Origin of the sequence: Zhongshania sp. R06B22, assembly GCF_040892595.1 — a bacterium.
Lineage (GTDB): Bacteria > Pseudomonadota > Gammaproteobacteria > Pseudomonadales > Spongiibacteraceae > Spongiibacter > Spongiibacter arctica.
This window is the reverse complement of the sequence record NZ_JBFRYB010000001.1, coordinates 346,627-360,918: the sequence shown is the minus strand read 5'-3', so window position 1 is coordinate 360,918 and position 14,292 is coordinate 346,627. Positions and strand designations below refer to the sequence as shown.

The 14,292-nt window shown below is 48.3% G+C and carries 15 protein-coding genes; 7 read left to right on the top strand and 8 right to left on the bottom strand.

Annotated elements, in window-relative coordinates:
- The first annotated feature begins 2 nt into the window (after nt 1–2).
- Together AB4875_RS01590 and AB4875_RS01585 are read left to right on the top strand one after the other, a co-directional pair.
- Nucleotides 3–290, top strand: a complete 288-nt coding sequence (locus AB4875_RS01590) for a YheV family putative zinc ribbon protein (RefSeq protein WP_368374282.1) — start codon at nt 3–5, stop codon at nt 288–290.
- An 87-nt stretch (nt 291–377) separates the two neighbouring features.
- Complete coding sequence (locus tag AB4875_RS01585; RefSeq protein ID WP_368374281.1) at nt 378–758, top strand: SpoIIAA family protein; 381 nt, start codon at nt 378–380, stop codon at nt 756–758.
- 124 nt (nt 759–882) lie between these two features.
- On the opposite strand, the gene AB4875_RS01580 is transcribed toward AB4875_RS01585, so the two are convergent.
- The 6 genes from AB4875_RS01580 to AB4875_RS01555 all read right to left on the bottom strand — a co-directional run bounded on the left by AB4875_RS01580 (nt 883) and on the right by AB4875_RS01555 (nt 6,448).
- Nucleotides 883–2,100, bottom strand: coding sequence for a saccharopine dehydrogenase family protein (locus tag AB4875_RS01580; RefSeq protein WP_368374280.1), 1,218 nt, complete (start codon nt 2,098–2,100; stop codon nt 883–885).
- A gap of 493 nt (nt 2,101–2,593) precedes the next feature.
- On the bottom strand, nt 2,594–3,310 hold the full coding sequence (locus tag AB4875_RS01575) for a ZIP family metal transporter (protein WP_368374279.1): 717 nt from the start codon (nt 3,308–3,310) through the stop codon (nt 2,594–2,596).
- A 12-nt stretch (nt 3,311–3,322) separates the two neighbouring features.
- Complete coding sequence (locus tag AB4875_RS01570; RefSeq protein ID WP_368374278.1) at nt 3,323–4,186, bottom strand: alpha/beta hydrolase; 864 nt, start codon at nt 4,184–4,186, stop codon at nt 3,323–3,325.
- 80 nt (nt 4,187–4,266) lie between these two features.
- Nucleotides 4,267–4,692: a CBS domain-containing protein gene (locus tag AB4875_RS01565; RefSeq protein ID WP_368374277.1), complete on the bottom strand. Its 426-nt coding sequence runs from the start codon at nt 4,690–4,692 to the stop codon at nt 4,267–4,269.
- A gap of 255 nt (nt 4,693–4,947) precedes the next feature.
- Nucleotides 4,948–5,811 (bottom strand): pirin family protein, encoded by an 864-nt coding sequence (locus AB4875_RS01560; RefSeq protein ID WP_368374276.1) that lies wholly within the window; start codon nt 5,809–5,811, stop codon nt 4,948–4,950.
- A 34-nt stretch (nt 5,812–5,845) separates the two neighbouring features.
- A complete protein-coding gene (locus AB4875_RS01555; protein ID WP_368374275.1) occupies nt 5,846–6,448 on the bottom strand; it encodes an FMN-dependent NADH-azoreductase in 603 nt (200 codons plus the stop codon).
- Nucleotides 6,449–6,558: 110 nt separating this feature from the next.
- Between AB4875_RS01555 and AB4875_RS01550 the strand changes: the two genes are divergently transcribed.
- Nucleotides 6,559–7,455, top strand: coding sequence for a LysR family transcriptional regulator (locus AB4875_RS01550; RefSeq protein WP_368374274.1), 897 nt, complete (start codon nt 6,559–6,561; stop codon nt 7,453–7,455).
- Nucleotides 7,456–7,596: 141 nt separating this feature from the next.
- Here the strand turns inward: AB4875_RS01550 and AB4875_RS01545 are convergent, their stop codons facing one another.
- Both AB4875_RS01545 and AB4875_RS01540 read right to left on the bottom strand, forming a co-directional pair.
- Nucleotides 7,597–7,932: a hypothetical protein gene (locus tag AB4875_RS01545; RefSeq protein WP_368374273.1), complete on the bottom strand. Its 336-nt coding sequence runs from the start codon at nt 7,930–7,932 to the stop codon at nt 7,597–7,599.
- 207 nt (nt 7,933–8,139) lie between these two features.
- Nucleotides 8,140–9,444, bottom strand: a complete 1,305-nt coding sequence (locus AB4875_RS01540; protein ID WP_368374272.1) for an MATE family efflux transporter — start codon at nt 9,442–9,444, stop codon at nt 8,140–8,142.
- A 466-nt stretch (nt 9,445–9,910) separates the two neighbouring features.
- On the opposite strand from AB4875_RS01540, the gene coxB reads away from it, so the two are divergent.
- Genes coxB through AB4875_RS01520 form a run of 4 tightly spaced genes read left to right on the top strand, consistent with a single transcriptional unit; the run spans nt 9,911 to nt 14,248 of the window.
- On the top strand, nt 9,911–11,068 hold the full coding sequence (gene coxB / locus AB4875_RS01535; RefSeq protein ID WP_368374271.1) for a cytochrome c oxidase subunit II: 1,158 nt from the start codon (nt 9,911–9,913) through the stop codon (nt 11,066–11,068).
- A gap of 12 nt (nt 11,069–11,080) precedes the next feature.
- Entirely contained in the window at nt 11,081–12,640 is a 1,560-nt protein-coding gene (gene ctaD / locus AB4875_RS01530; RefSeq protein WP_368374270.1) for a cytochrome c oxidase subunit I, read from the top strand.
- A 14-nt stretch (nt 12,641–12,654) separates the two neighbouring features.
- On the top strand, nt 12,655–13,227 hold the full coding sequence (locus AB4875_RS01525; protein WP_368374269.1) for a cytochrome c oxidase assembly protein: 573 nt from the start codon (nt 12,655–12,657) through the stop codon (nt 13,225–13,227).
- 40 nt (nt 13,228–13,267) lie between these two features.
- Nucleotides 13,268–14,248, top strand: a complete 981-nt coding sequence (locus tag AB4875_RS01520) for a cytochrome c oxidase subunit 3 (RefSeq protein WP_368374268.1) — start codon at nt 13,268–13,270, stop codon at nt 14,246–14,248.
- Nucleotides 14,249–14,292: the final 44 nt, after the last annotated feature.

Sequence of the window (14,292 nt, the reverse complement as noted above, 5' to 3'; positions counted from 1 at the left end):
TTATGGCTACGGTATTCAATCAACGTCGTTTTATCGCAGGTGCGGTTTGCCCAAAGTGCGCCGAGATGGACAAAACTGTGATGTATCGGGTTTCTGATTTAGAGCAAATTCGTGAGTGCGTCCGCTGTGGCTTTAAAGAATCTATACGCGATGACACGGGTAAAATTGAAGAGCCACCAACACGAGTTAATCAGCCCCGACCCGGCGAAGAGGTGCTTGCTCATGAGGATGAAGTTCGGATTGTAACTTTAATTGATCCTCGAGACGGCAGAAATCGAAGCGATCATTGAAAAATAATAGGCATTTCGCGTTTGTAGGGAACGCAAATGCGATGAACTTGCCTATACTTTTAATAAAATATTTGCGGAGGAAATTCCATGCTGGAGTTGTTAACCCTTCCTTTCCCCCACGTTGTAGGTGTTAGGGTTTCTGGCAAGATTAATCATACCGATATAGAAATTATTTTGACGGAGCTTGAGCGCAAGCTGATTGACGAAGATAATTTAAATATTTTTATCGAACTTGATCATTTTGACGGCTTTACGATACGAGCTTGGCTCAAAGAAATGCAGTTTTTAGCTAAGTATATAAATCGTTTTACACGCACAGCTATTCTTGGTGAGGCGCGCTGGTTTACGCGGGGATCTAGGCTCATTAAACGTGCCTTTCCTAATATTGAAGTTGAGCACTTTATTCCTTTGCAAAAAGATGAGGCCTTAATTTGGGTGAGCGAGCGTGATGTCGCGACGTTCGGATAGCAGCCTTATTGCTGATGAGGCCATTTTAGATGTGGCTAGTCTGCATAGTGCTTGTTAGTTTCGTTGTTGTTTTGAAAAGATGACTGCCAGTAACCACGGAGATTACTGGCAGTCTTTAAAACACCTATTTAATAAGGCTAAAGGTGAGACCTGAATAGGATTTTAAACGTTCAATCAAGGCGTTTCCAAAGCAACTCGCGGGTGTGAGCAAACCGCCGCCAACTTCGGTTTTATCAATGTCGCGGGCCAGGCAAATGCTGGCTTGGCCAAGCATTTTTGCGGTTGAGCCATAACCCGGGTCTCTATCTCCGGTTACGCGACATTGTAGCTTTTTGCCCGATGCGGTTTTGCCATAAAAAATCAAATCGTAAAAGCCATTTTCTTGGTCGGTTGGGCTGGGACCTTCGCCGGGTGAAGGCAGCACCCGTGAAAGAATCCAGCGTCCAGGCTTAAGGCTCGCAGCCGCCACAAATCCGGCCAGTCCGCCACCCATAGCGCCCGCGCGCAGCCGCCCGCCAAAACCTTTGCCGACCATCATTGCCTCGTCGTATAAAAATGGCTTCGCATAAGCTTCTTTTAGCAAAGCATTAGTGCGATGCACGACCCGAGTATTGATGGCCGCCATGATGAAAGGAATTGTCCAGCTGCCTGAGAGCTTATCGAACTGCGCTAGCCCGGTATTAACTTGACGTGTTTTGGTGGTGTCGTCGACGCAGAGCGAATACGGGTCACTCAGTTCCTTGCGCAGAGCCGGGTTATTCGATGCCTCCTTCATGACATTTATTAGGCTGGCAAAGGTGCCACCAGATAATCCGCCTTTGGCCGCTTTTACGCGCATGCTGATGTCGTTACAATTTTCTTTAAATAGATTTTGGCTTTGTTGCTGGGTGTAATACACGCCTAAATCAGAGGGAATAGAATCAAAACCACAGCAATTTACAATGCGTGCGCCAGAGGCCTTTGCCGTTGCGTCGTAGCGTTCTACCATTTGGCGTATCCACTGTGCTTCGCCGGTTAGATCGCAGTAGTCGGTGCCTGTTTCTGCGCAGACTTTCACTAAGGGCTCGCCGTAAAGTGCGTAGGGGCCGACGGTGGTGGTGACAACGCTTGTTTGGGCGCAGAGTGCCCGCAATGATTCTTCATCAGCCGCATCGGCGATAATGATATCTAAATCTGCTTTATCTAGTTTGGCTTTAACCGCCTCAAGTTTTGCAGCGGAGCGACCGGCAATCGCCCAGCGCAAAGCAGGCTCTTCTCGATTTTTGCTCAAGTACTGGCACAGGATCTCGCCGACAAAGCTGCTGGCGCCGAAAATAACGATGTCATATTTGTGTTGTGTCATAGGTCTCCCCCTATTTAGCCGAAATTGTGACTTGGGCAGCCATACAATTTTAAGCAATGATTATTTAATATCGCGGAAGCTTAACACTATTTATTCACTGTAAACATTGATTCTGAGAATGCTGGGTATCCCTTGCGACGATACTTTGGCGGTTTTGGATTGCATGGATGTTGAGCTAGCTGTAGGCCGCAGCCATTGCTTATAAAGTGGTATTTACGGGTGTTAAGAAATCGGCGAAAGTGGGCCAAAGTACCTCTTTATTTATAGTCCGGGGTATTAGTTTTACAGTTGGCGCGGTCAGTGTTGTCTAGTACTTTCTCGCACTCTTGCAGGCGCCATTCGCGAGATTGATCATAGGATGAAAGCCCGCAAGCGCAGAGTAAGACTGAGATGGTGACCATGAGCAGAAGTCGCATAAAAACCCTTTGAATAAACGGCGGTAGGTAAAGTATCACTGAGCGTATACCGCCGTGGTATGTAAATAAACCCCGCTCTAGTATTGGTTAAGAACTAAACCTAGCATGGCAATACTAAACCCGATAACGGCACCGAGCGGTGGGCCTCGGTGTTTGCGGATTGGTATTTGCGGTGCAATGTCTTGGAATATGAGATAGAGAATACCCCCGCTGGCGACCAGCATAATGCTGCCAAGAATTTCGTGTTGATCGCCAAGGGCTGCATAACCGGCTAAGCCAACGAGTGGGCCAAGTGGCACCAGCGCTAGCATTAATAGTAAAACTTTATTCGATGATCGACCGGTGTCAGTGAGCTCTTTGTAGGCGTTGAAGCCCTCTGGTAAATTCTGCAGGCCGATGAGTACCGCAAGTAGCATAGTCGTGTCTGCACCACTGGCGGCAATACCGCCAAGAGCCAGTGACTCGGGGACGTAGTCTAGTAACATGCCGGTAAATTGCGGTGCTGAGCGGCGGTGAATATCCAGATACTTTTCCAGCCAATAGAATATCAAGCCGCCACTTAGCATCAATGCGATGGCCCAGGGAGAATGATTAAGGTGTTCCAAAGCGTCTGGCACTAAGACGATGGCGACGGCGCCAAGTAAAATTCCTGCGCCTAGGGCGATGACTGAGTGGCGAAATTCTTCATCCAACCACTTCTGTTGAATCCGTGTCTGACTGGCTATCAGGCCGCCAATAGGAATGCAGGCACCGGCGGCGGCGGTAAGTAGAATAATATTGAGCGTTCCTTGCATAAATGGTCTCGGTCACCTGGCGCGCGTTTGTAAATAGGCATTGAAGTATGGATCTAAGGTGCGAATAAAATCTTCAATTTGATCAGTGTAGAGGTTGTTATCACCGAGTGAGGTATTGATTTTACTATGGGACAAGTCGATGCGTAATTGCTGTGCTTTCACGCCCAGTTTAAGTGCTTTGTTGACGAAATAATTAGCTTGTTCACAGCTGTCTTCGCGCTGTGTTGAGCAGACCAATAACACCGGTTTTACTTTGTTATGGAGGTGTTCTATTGCGGAGACTTTGCGCCAATAAATGGGATTGTCACCAAAAGCTCGGTCGTAGAGACGAGCATGTTTTTGAGTCATGAGGCGGCTGACATCTAAGGCTGCGGTGTCTAATAGAATGGCGCCTTGAATCGGCGCTAAGGTCTTGCTGTCTGACAAGCTGGGATCCGTTACCAATAGTGATACTAGATGGGCGCCTGCTGAGTGTCCCATGACAATTATTTTCGAGCTATCGGCGGCCCATTTTGCGCTGTGGGTCTGCACATAAGCTAAGGCCTTTGCCACATCAACTGCCTGTTGGTCTGGGGCGGTATTTGGCAGCATGCGATAATTTATAGAAACGAAAGCCCATCCCCTACTAACCCAGCGCGCTACCTTGGATTTTACTAGGCCTCGATTTTGTTTGTCGCCGAAGCGCCATGCGCCGCCGTGAACCATAAATATAATGGGGCTATTTGCGGCCTTGTCTGGTAGATAGATATCGAGTTTTTGTTCCTTGGCGGTGCCATAAGGAATGTCAGTCAGTGTCGTTGCGAATGATGTCGTCGCGAAGAGTGTGCAAAAGAATAATAGGCTGAAAATCAAAGCGCGCCAAGGTAGGCTTTTCATACCGCTATTCCTTTAAAGCGTCGTTCCAAGGATATCGCTGCAGCATTGTCGCTGGCAGCGAATTGTGGTGACGTGAGGAATTAAAGTTTGCTGTTGGGCAAGTCACAGCTGGTGCGGTTATCCCAGAGTGATTCTAGGATAGCGCTGCGGGTGACAAGACCTATTAACTTGCCGTCCTCGGTTACAGGGTAGGACTTGGGCTTGTTTTTACCCATTTGCTGGGCAAGGTCGATAATAGAAGAGTTCGCTTCTACGGCCAATACTTCGCGACTCATTACATCGTCGACGCTGGGTGAGCCTTCGCAGTGGTAGCTACTGACTAACACCGAGTGGATACAATCTTGCTCCGAAACAAAGCCGACAAGTTCATGAAGGTCATTGACGACGGGAAGGCCAAACACGCCGTGTTTAAGTAAGGTTTTTACGACCTCGCCCAAGTCACTGCCTTGTTTTACCATTGGCGACGGTGAGGTCATTACGTCGCGTACCAACATTGATGTCGTCATAAAATATACTCCTTTAGAGCCAAGCCCCTACTATATCGCGCTTGAATCAAAAGCGTAAATACAATGTTGTTGATAGTGCCCGTAGGTTTTAGTCAGCAAAAAATTAGCTTCGATGAGTTTTAGCTATTTAGTTGTTTTTCTTAGTGCTTTTTGGTGTTGCCGATTACAAGGAGAGGCGAGATATTTCCGGCCTGGATTCGCTTGCGCAGATACTTTCTCCAGTATCCACGTTATAGGCGGCTTTGCTACGTAGCGCTAGGCGATGGCGAGAACCCCGTCTCGGTAATCTTGAAGGGCTTGCTCAATTTCTTCGCTGGAGTTCATTACAAATGGCCCGTATTGCACTACGGCTTCGCCAATGGGTTTAGCCGCTAGAATAAGAAGGCGTGCCCCCTTAGGTGAACTGACTTTTAGCTGTTCGCCCGGGCTTAGCAAGGCGCTGCAATTGTTGGCGATATGCTCATCGCCGATGATTACACTGCCCTCATACACATATACAAATGCATTGTGGGCTTTAGCTAGCATGACGTCTGCGCCCTCGCCCGCGCTGAGCCGCAAGTCGATATAAACAGGGTCGGTACTTAGTTCTTTGCCGTCTTCGCCATTTATGTAGCCGATGGCGTCGATACCGTTGATTTTACTGCGACCGGCAATGAGGGTGGCCTTGCTATGTTCGCTGAGTGTTAACTGAGGGATATTTGCAGCCGGGATGTCCTGATAACTTGCTGCTTGCATTTTCTCCGCGGCGGGCAAATTAATCCACAGTTGAAAACCGCGCATCCGACCTGCTTCTTGCTGCGGCATTTCCGAGTGAATAACACCGCGCCCCGCCGTCATCCATTGCACGCCGCCGTCACGAAGATGGCCTTTGTTACCAAGATGATCTTCGTGGAGCATATGACCTTCTAGCATATAGGTCACGGTCTCAAAGCCACGGTGGGGATGCGAGGGGAATCCTGCCAGATAGTCGGCGGGCTCGTCAGAAAAAAATTCGTCAAGCATCAAAAACGGATCGTGCCTTGCGGCGTTAGATTGCCCGATACTGCGCTTTAATTTCACGCCTGCACCGTCAGAGGTGGCGCGGGCTGGAATAATACGAGTTACTGTGCGAATCGTCATGATCATTCTCCCTAGTGTATTCTGGCGCGTGGCTTCAGGCGACACTGTCAAGCAGTTGCTTGCGGGCGTTAGTCAATGCTTGCTTGGCAAGCTCGGGCCCCATATTTAAGCCTTCCGCGTAAATAAATTCGATATCACTGATACCCATCAAGCCTAAAATATGCCGCAGATACGGGGTTTGCGTATCCATTGGCGTGTCGAGGTATTGGCCACCGCGGGCTGCAAAAACATATACTTTTTTATCGCTTAATAGACCCTGTGGACCATTAGCGGTGTAGCGAAAGGTCTCACCGGCGCGGGCAATATGGTCGATATAGGCTTTAAATGTGGATGGCACGCCAAGATTGTAGAGTGGCATCCCGAGCACAATAATGTCGGCATCGCGCAGTTCATTTATCAGGATATCTGATTCCGCGACTATGGCGTGCTGGGCAGGACTTCGTTGTTCTGCCGGTGTGACAAAGGCGGTGAATCGCTCGCCGTCTAAATGCGGCAGTGGGTTTTCGTGTAAGTCGCGAAAAATCAGGGTGGAGTCGTCCTGTTTATTGCGCAAAGCCTGAATAAATTCTTGGCTCATTTGACTGGATGTGCCGCCTTGGCCAAATACGCTGCTATTGATATGAAGAATGTTAGTCATAAGGTGCTCCGGGATTAATGTCTTACGTTACTAGCTGGGCCCATTAAACTATTGATAAAGTTGTTTAAAAAGCGCAATTTATTGCTAATAATGATCAGGAAAATTGATGTATGTTGGGCCCTAAAACGAATCTTGAGCAGTGGCACTGTTTTTTGGCGGTGGTGGATGAGGGTAGTTATGCCCGCGCTGCGGAGGTTTTACACAAAAGTCAGTCTGCGGTGACGTATAACATCCAGAAAATGGAAGAGCAGCTAGGTGTTAAGGTTTTTAAAATTCGTGGCAGGAAGTCTGAGCTGACAGAAGTTGGCCAAGTGCTCTACCGCCGTGGGCGGGGCTTAATTGATGAAGCCCTGCGTCTAGAGCAGTCCGCCAAGTCCGTCGCGGCAGGTTGGGAGCCTCAGCTAAGAATTGTGTGTGATGCCCTTTTCCCCGGTCATGCAATGTTAGATTGTTTGCATGAGCTCAGCGAAAGCTGTCCGAATACTCGTATTGAATGCGTTGAAACGGTGTTGAGTGGTGCTGAAGAGGCTCTGCTTGAGAGGCGCTGCGATGTTGCGATTACTGGTATCGTGCCACCGGGTTTTCTTGGCGATCACTTGTTGAGAGTGAAGTTTATTGCGGTGGCGCACCGCCATCATGCCTTACATATGCTGGAGCGCAGCTTAGACTATCGGGATTTACGGCCATTTCGACAAGTGGTGGTAATGGATTCTGGGGTTCGCAAAAAGCGAGATTCGGGCTGGCTGGACGCCGCCCAGCGTCTAACGGTAAGTCGTATGGATATATCGATAAGCGCGGTGGCGCGTGGTTTGGGGTTTGCGTGGCTGCCCGAAATAGCGGTGCGGGCGGAATTGGAGAGTGGAGAAATTCTGCCCTTGCCATTAAATGAAGGCGGGGAGCGCTATGCCGATTTGTTTTTGATTATACCAAATCGGGATATTGCGGGCTCCGCTGCGCTGCGCTGTGAGCAGTTATTAAAGACGGCAGCTAAAAATTTGGCGTGCTGAGCGTGGCCGAATAGTAGCGTCGGTGCAGCAAACGGTTTGCATGTTTTAGGTACAAAAAAAGATAGGCCCCACAACCTGTATTTTGGCTAGGCTGTGGGTTTAGGCACTGTCTTCTAAGACAGGCCACTCCTTGAGAAAAGCTTAGTTAATCGCGACCTTCACTTCTGTGACACCATTGGTCCGGTTATAAAATTCGGCTAGCTCGTTGTAACCCTTGGCGACTCGCTCCATGCGATCGACGGCAAGGTTATAGCTAAGTGGGGACACTCTATTGCCACACTCTTCCAGTTTCTGTTCAGCGTCCGCAAGATAGTTTCTGACCGCCTCTTCAAGTTGAGCGACCTGTTCAAAGCTGGTATCGCGTAATTCAGGAATATCAGGAGCGCGGAACACGGCGCGTGCAGCACACTGAGCAAATACGCTGCTACTTATCAGGCTAAGTAACAAGCCTAGGAGTAAATATGTGGACTTTTTCATTGGTCATACCTCTTCAAAAAATGACGTGAAAATCGGGTGTAAAAACAGGGCAATCAATTTTGATACCGATATACACAAATATTGTTACCTAGCTGTATGCCTTAATCAATGCCTATCATCAAGGAACTAGAGCGGCGTCACAGTTAGGTGCTGTTAAGAACGATTTTTCTGAGACCGAGGATGTTACGTATAGTAGCGGTGGTCGGATTACCGAGATGGTATATTTTTAAGAATACTGTAGGGAAACAACAGGGCTAAGCTTAGGCCGCGAGCTAAATTGAATGCGCTAAAGGCAAGCCAGAGCCCTTGGTTGCCCCAGTTCTGGGTGGCAGCCCAAAGCGGCAGGTACACCGCGCTGACGCAAAATAACATGCACCATTGCATGGTCTGGGTTTTTAGCGAGCCGATATATATGCCGTCTAGGAGGTAGCTGGGTGCGCATAGTAATGGCAGCCAGATTATCCAGTAATAATACTGGCGCACTAGTTGGCCGACGACTGGCAAATCTGTCATGACGCCGATAATGGCAGACTTGAATATGAATAGCGCAGCGCTTGCCATTACCGCGGTTACTGCGCAGTACTTAGCGCAGGCCAGGCAGGTGGTGATTAGTAGTGCCCTATCACGTCGTCTATAGGCCTCCCCTACCAAGGCTTCTGCCGCGTGGGCAAAGCCATCCAAGCCGTAGGCGCTAATCATCATTAATTGGATCAGTATCGCGTTCGCGGCGAGTTGATTCTGGCCCAGTGTTGCACTTTGGGCCGTGAAAAAAGCAAAGCTAAATAATAGAGCCGCGGTGCGAATGAAAAGTTGAAAATTGCTAGTAAGTAGCTGTTTAAGCTTCGGGCCTTGTAGCCATGCATGGCTAATGCCGAGTTTGCTGATGTGTTTCAGTGGCGAGCGCACCGACCAAAGTGCCAAGCCAAAGCCACAATATTCGCTGATGGCGCTGGCGACTGCCGCGCCATCGCTGTAGAGATTGAGTTTGATGACAAAGACATAGTCTAGGGCGATATTGATGATGTTGCTGGTGAGTGCAATCGCCAGCGGCCAGCGAGTTTGCTGCTGGCCGATTTGCCAGCCAACCACCACATAGGTTCCCAAAACGGCGGGTGCACTGTATAGGCGGATGTGCAGATAGCTTTGAGCTAGGGGCATTAAGGAGTCGTTGGCGTTCATTAGCGACAGGCCGATATGGCTTAGCGAGTGACCCGCAAATAATATAAATATTGCGATTACCCAGCTAAACGCCAGTGCCTTTATTAGCAGGCCAGCGCTCTCGTTGTGGTTATGTGCTTGTGCGCTGGCACCCGTGGTGCCCATTCGTAAAAACCCAAAGCCCCAGTATAAAAAGGCAAGCAAGCTGCTACTGATGGCGACCGCGCTTAAATAGCGACTATCATTCAGGTGACCAAGAATAGCCGTATCTACAATACCCAGTAGTGGCACAGACAGATTCGCAAGGATCATTGGCCCGGAAAGTGCTCGGATACGGCGGCTGGCGTGTTGCATAGGGGTCATTGCGCAAATATATCGCGTAAATAGCTGAGTGCGTAGTGTGCCTGCACAGAATTAGAGCGGATTTAAACCGATCTGGATATCGGAATTAAAATAGATTTTACCCTATATCTAGTGGTTTTTGATTTAGATCAACACTTTAATTAGTGTGGGCGGCCGGGACGAGCTGAATTTATTGTATAAGTTACTGCTTATTCCTCTGCAGCAGAGTAGCGCTGGCGCATTCAACGGGTTTATAATTGCGGCGTTTTGTCGCACCCAAAGCAGCGTCTATGGGTTTGTGATGTGCAAATTACGAATAAATCTCAATGCGAATTTAAAATAAATTCGCACCGGGGTTTGTTTGCATCTGTCTAAGAGTCCAATTTAACGATTGTGTTCCCCAGGCAGATTGAAAACTTGTACATGGCAGTCTTTGTGTGGTGTTGGGGCTTTATTAACGTAAATGGAGACACGGGAGATGTATTTAGAAGCGAAACGGCTGCTTAAGCTGGCGCTTAGTCCTGTGCTAATGCTGCTAAGTCTGTTCAGTACCGGCGCATGGGCCGAGCAGGTTGAGCGTTGGCAAACCAATATGACCCCAGGTATTACCGAGGTTGGTCATCAAATTTACGATTTGCATATGTGGGTTTTCTACATTTGCGTCGTAACAGGCATAGTGGTTTTTGGCGTGATGTTTTATTCGGTATTTGCATACCGTAAAGAGCGTCACCAGGAGCCGGCAACTTTTCACGAAAATACCCGCGTGGAAATTGCTTGGACCATAGTTCCATTTCTGATCCTGTTGTTTATGGCTGTTCCAGCTACAAAAACACTGATCGAAATCTACGACACCGATGACGCTGATCTCGACATCCTGATCACCGGCTACCAGTGGAAGTGGAAATATGAATATATCAATCCTGAAGGCGACAATATAAGTTTCTTTTCTAACTTGTCGACCGACGGCGCCGAAATTGCAAATACAGAGGCCAAAGGCTCTAACTATTTGTTAGAAGTTGATGAGCCCGTCGTTATTCCAGTTAACAAGAAAGTACGCTTTCTTGTTACAGCCAACGACGTATTGCACGCTTGGTGGGTGCCGGCACTGGCTGTGAAGCGCGATGCTATTCCTGGTTTCATCAACGAATCGTGGACTAAAGCGACTGAAACCGGCGTTTTCCGCGGTCAGTGTGCTGAGCTTTGCGGTCGCAACCACGGCTTTATGCCCATTGTGGTTAACGTTGTTGAAGAGCCTGAGTACAAAGCGTGGTTAGCCGAGAAGCAAGCGGCCTCAGCTGAGGTTAAAGCATTGATGGCGAAAGACTTCTCTTTGGATGAGTTGGTTGAGCGCGGTAAGTCGGTTTACACCACTGCTTGCGCGGCATGTCATGGCGCGAATGGTGAGGGTGGCATAGGTAATGCTATTGCTGGCAGTGCTATTGCGACTGGGCCAATAAAAGATCATATCGACCGCATCGTAAACGGTGTAGCTGGCACAGCGATGCCGGCATTTGGTAGCCAGCTAAATGAAGTGGATATAGCTGCGGTTATTACCTACCAGCGCAACGCGTTCGGCAACAACATGGGTGACATGTTGCAGCCGGTTGATATTTACAATTTCAAGAAAGGTCAGTAGGGGGATTACACCATGGGTGCTCATCACGGACCTGCTAAAGGTTTAACTAGGTGGTTATTTACCACCAACCACAAAGACATCGGTACGATGTATCTGTGGTTCAGCTTTGCGATGTTTTTGCTTGGCGGCTCGTTCGCCATGATCATTCGCGCTGAATTGTTTCAGCCAGGCTTACAAATAGTACAGCCTGAGTTCTTTAACCAAATGACGACCATGCATGGTTTAGTCATGGTTTTCGGTGCCATTATGCCGGCCTTTGTTGGCTTGGCTAACTGGATGATTCCATTGATGATTGGCGCGCCTGATATGGCGTTGCCGCGCATGAACAACTGGTCATTCTGGATTCTGCCACCAACGTTTTTGTTGCTGGCTTCTACCCTCTTTATGGAAGGTGGTGGTCCAAACTTTGGCTGGACGTTCTATGCACCGTTGTCGACAACGTATGCACCACCAAGTGTGACCTTCTTTATATTTGCGGTTCACGCCATGGGTATATCGTCGATCATGGGTTCGATTAACATCATTGCTACTGTAGTAAACATGCGCGCGCCTGGCATGACTTACATGAAAATGCCGATGTTTGTATGGACTTGGTTGATTACTGCGTTCTTGTTAGTGGCGGTAATGCCGGTACTGGCGGGTGCAGTAACCATGATGTTGATGGATATTCACTTCGGTACCAGCTTCTTTAATGCTGCCGGTGGTGGCGACCCAGTATTGTTCCAGCACGTGTTCTGGTTCTTTGGTCACCCAGAAGTGTATATCATCATTCTGCCAGCATTTGGGGTCGTGTCAGAGGTTATTCCAACCTTCTCTCGCAAACCTTTGTTCGGTTACGACTCAATGGTTTACGCAACATCGTCAATCGCTTTCTTGTCGTTTATCGTATGGGCTCACCATATGTACACGGTAGGTATGCCGATTGCAGGCGAACTGTTCTTTATGTACGCCACCATGTTAATTGCAGTGCCAACGGCGGCCAAGGTGTTCAACTGGATCACCACCATGTTCAAGGGCTCTATTACCTTGGAAACGCCAATGCTATTTGCGATTGCTAAGGTGTTCTTGTTCACCATCGGTGGTTTCTCCGGCTTGATGCTTGCTATTGCGCCTGCGGATTTCCAATACCACGATAGTTACTTTGTTGTAGCCCATTTCCACTACACCATGGTTGCGGGTGCGATCTTTGCGCTGTCTGCTGCTGTGTACTACTGGATTCCAAAGTGGACTGGCAAAATGTACAACGAGACCATGGGTAAAGCCCATTTCTGGATCTCGTTCGTTGGTTTTAACCTGACTTTCTTCCCGCAGCACTTTGTGGGTCTAGCAGGTATGCCGCGTCGTATTCCTGATTACAATCTGATGTTTGCTGACTTCAATATGATGTCATCCATTGGTGCGTTTATTTACGGTGGTAGCCAGCTGTTGTTCTTGTTCAATATCGTTAGAACAATTACTCACGGCAAGCCGGTCAGCGATCCGAAAGTCTGGGAAGGTGGTACAACTTTGGAGTGGACAGTGCCAACGCCTGCGCCATACCACACCTTTACAACGCCTCCAGAATTGAAGTGAGGAGTTAGGTAATTATGGCGAATCAAGCAGATAAAAAGACCACGATACTCAGCATTAAATTGTTGGGCTTGGCTATTATTATGTTTGTGTTCGCCATGTGGGTAATGCCCCCGCTTTACGATGCTTTGTGTGAAGTGTTGGGCATTAACGGTAAGACGACTGGTGATCAATACACCGTTATAGATAGCCAGATCGATACAAGCCGAATTGTGAAAGTGCAATTTGTCGCGCAAAACAACGAGCAGATGCCTTGGGAATTTGCGCCGAATACCAGCCAGGTTGAAGTCCATCCTGGCGCGTCCAGCCATGTCACCTTTTTTGCGAAAAATACGCAAAACCGGTTTATGGTGTCGCAGGCTATTCCAAGTATTGTTCCTTCTCGCGCGGCCCAGTATTTTCATAAAACGGAGTGTTTTTGTTTTAATCAGCAGCCCTTGGCTGCGGGCAAAGACGCCGATCTGCCGCTACAATTTATAATAGATCGTGACTTACCCGAAGATATCCACGTTATTACCTTATCGTACACAATTTTTGACGTAACCGAGATGGCCGCAAAACAGGATTCTGTGGCGTCGTCATCGAAATAGAAAATAGATTTTTCTCTCCCGAGAAAATGGAGATTTAATAATGGCGGGTCAAAGCAATACAGGGCACGAAACATACTATGTGCCCGACAGTAGTAAGCTTGCTATCAGTGCTTCGATAGGCATGACAACCATCGTTTATGGTGCGGCAAGTGTCATTAATGACAGCACTTATCGCGCAGGCGAGGAGACTAATTCCAGCTTTGTTTTATTTGCTGGTTTAGCGTGGCTTGCAGTGACTCTGTGGGTTTGGTTTAGCACGGCGATTCGTGAAAACCGTGCAGGCATGAACAGTGCCCAGCTTAAGCGATCCTACGTGATTGGTATGCAGTGGTTTATTTTCTCCGAAGTGATGTTTTTTGCGGCCTTCTTTGGTGCCTTGTTCTATATCCGTAATTTGTCCGCGCCGTGGTTGGCCGGTGAAGGTGATGGCGCTATGAATGCGTTATTGTGGCCTGGTTTTGAATACACTTGGCCCCTTTTAGAGACACCGCAAGACGCGATTGGCGGTGTAAAGGCGCAGGCTGCAGCGGGACATTTAGCGAACAACGGCGAGTTTGTTGGTGCTGAAAATGGTCTGTCCTTCCCTGGTTTTGCCAATATTTTCCACTGGTTACCTTTGTACAATACCCTCATTCTGCTGACATCTAGTTTCACGTGTCATATTGCCCACATGGGCATCAAGCAGAATGATCGCAAGAAATTCAATTTGTGGTTGTTTGTGACTGTAGCCCTAGGTTGTATCTTCTTGTACGTACAGTACTTGGAATACCACGAAGCGCTTTTTGAATATGGTATTCGCCTGAACAGCGGTGTTTACGGCACCACTTTCTTCATGTTGACCGGTTTCCACGGCTTTCACGTGGCAATGGGTACCTTCATGTTATTAGTGCAGTGGTTGCGTTCCAAAACCAAGGGCCACTTCTCTGCTGAAGATCAGTTCGGTTTTGAAGCATCATCTTGGTACTGGCACTTTGTCGACGTGGTATGGGTGTTCTTGTTCTTGTTCGTTTATATTATTTAAACGTACACAGCTATTAGCTCACTAAATTTGGCCGGTACATCTGC

What these genes read in the sequence shown, in the direction of transcription:
- AB4875_RS01590 (WP_368374282.1), top strand. Translation starts at nt 3, where the DNA reads ATGGCTACGGTATTCAATCAACGTCGTTTTATCGCAGGTGCGGTTTGC.
- AB4875_RS01585 (WP_368374281.1), top strand. Translation starts at nt 378, where the DNA reads ATGCTGGAGTTGTTAACCCTTCCTTTCCCCCACGTTGTAGGTGTTAGG.
- AB4875_RS01580 (WP_368374280.1), bottom strand. Translation starts at nt 2,100, where the DNA reads ATGACACAACACAAATATGACATCGTTATTTTCGGCGCCAGCAGCTTT.
- AB4875_RS01575 (WP_368374279.1), bottom strand. Translation starts at nt 3,310, where the DNA reads ATGCAAGGAACGCTCAATATTATTCTACTTACCGCCGCCGCCGGTGCC.
- AB4875_RS01570 (WP_368374278.1), bottom strand. Translation starts at nt 4,186, where the DNA reads ATGAAAAGCCTACCTTGGCGCGCTTTGATTTTCAGCCTATTATTCTTT.
- AB4875_RS01565 (WP_368374277.1), bottom strand. Translation starts at nt 4,692, where the DNA reads ATGACGACATCAATGTTGGTACGCGACGTAATGACCTCACCGTCGCCA.
- AB4875_RS01560 (WP_368374276.1), bottom strand. Translation starts at nt 5,811, where the DNA reads ATGACGATTCGCACAGTAACTCGTATTATTCCAGCCCGCGCCACCTCT.
- AB4875_RS01555 (WP_368374275.1), bottom strand. Translation starts at nt 6,448, where the DNA reads ATGACTAACATTCTTCATATCAATAGCAGCGTATTTGGCCAAGGCGGC.
- AB4875_RS01550 (WP_368374274.1), top strand. Translation starts at nt 6,559, where the DNA reads ATGTTGGGCCCTAAAACGAATCTTGAGCAGTGGCACTGTTTTTTGGCG.
- AB4875_RS01545 (WP_368374273.1), bottom strand. Translation starts at nt 7,932, where the DNA reads ATGAAAAAGTCCACATATTTACTCCTAGGCTTGTTACTTAGCCTGATA.
- AB4875_RS01540 (WP_368374272.1), bottom strand. Translation starts at nt 9,444, where the DNA reads ATGCAACACGCCAGCCGCCGTATCCGAGCACTTTCCGGGCCAATGATC.
- coxB (WP_368374271.1), top strand. Translation starts at nt 9,911, where the DNA reads ATGTATTTAGAAGCGAAACGGCTGCTTAAGCTGGCGCTTAGTCCTGTG.
- ctaD (WP_368374270.1), top strand. Translation starts at nt 11,081, where the DNA reads ATGGGTGCTCATCACGGACCTGCTAAAGGTTTAACTAGGTGGTTATTT.
- AB4875_RS01525 (WP_368374269.1), top strand. Translation starts at nt 12,655, where the DNA reads ATGGCGAATCAAGCAGATAAAAAGACCACGATACTCAGCATTAAATTG.
- AB4875_RS01520 (WP_368374268.1), top strand. Translation starts at nt 13,268, where the DNA reads ATGGCGGGTCAAAGCAATACAGGGCACGAAACATACTATGTGCCCGAC.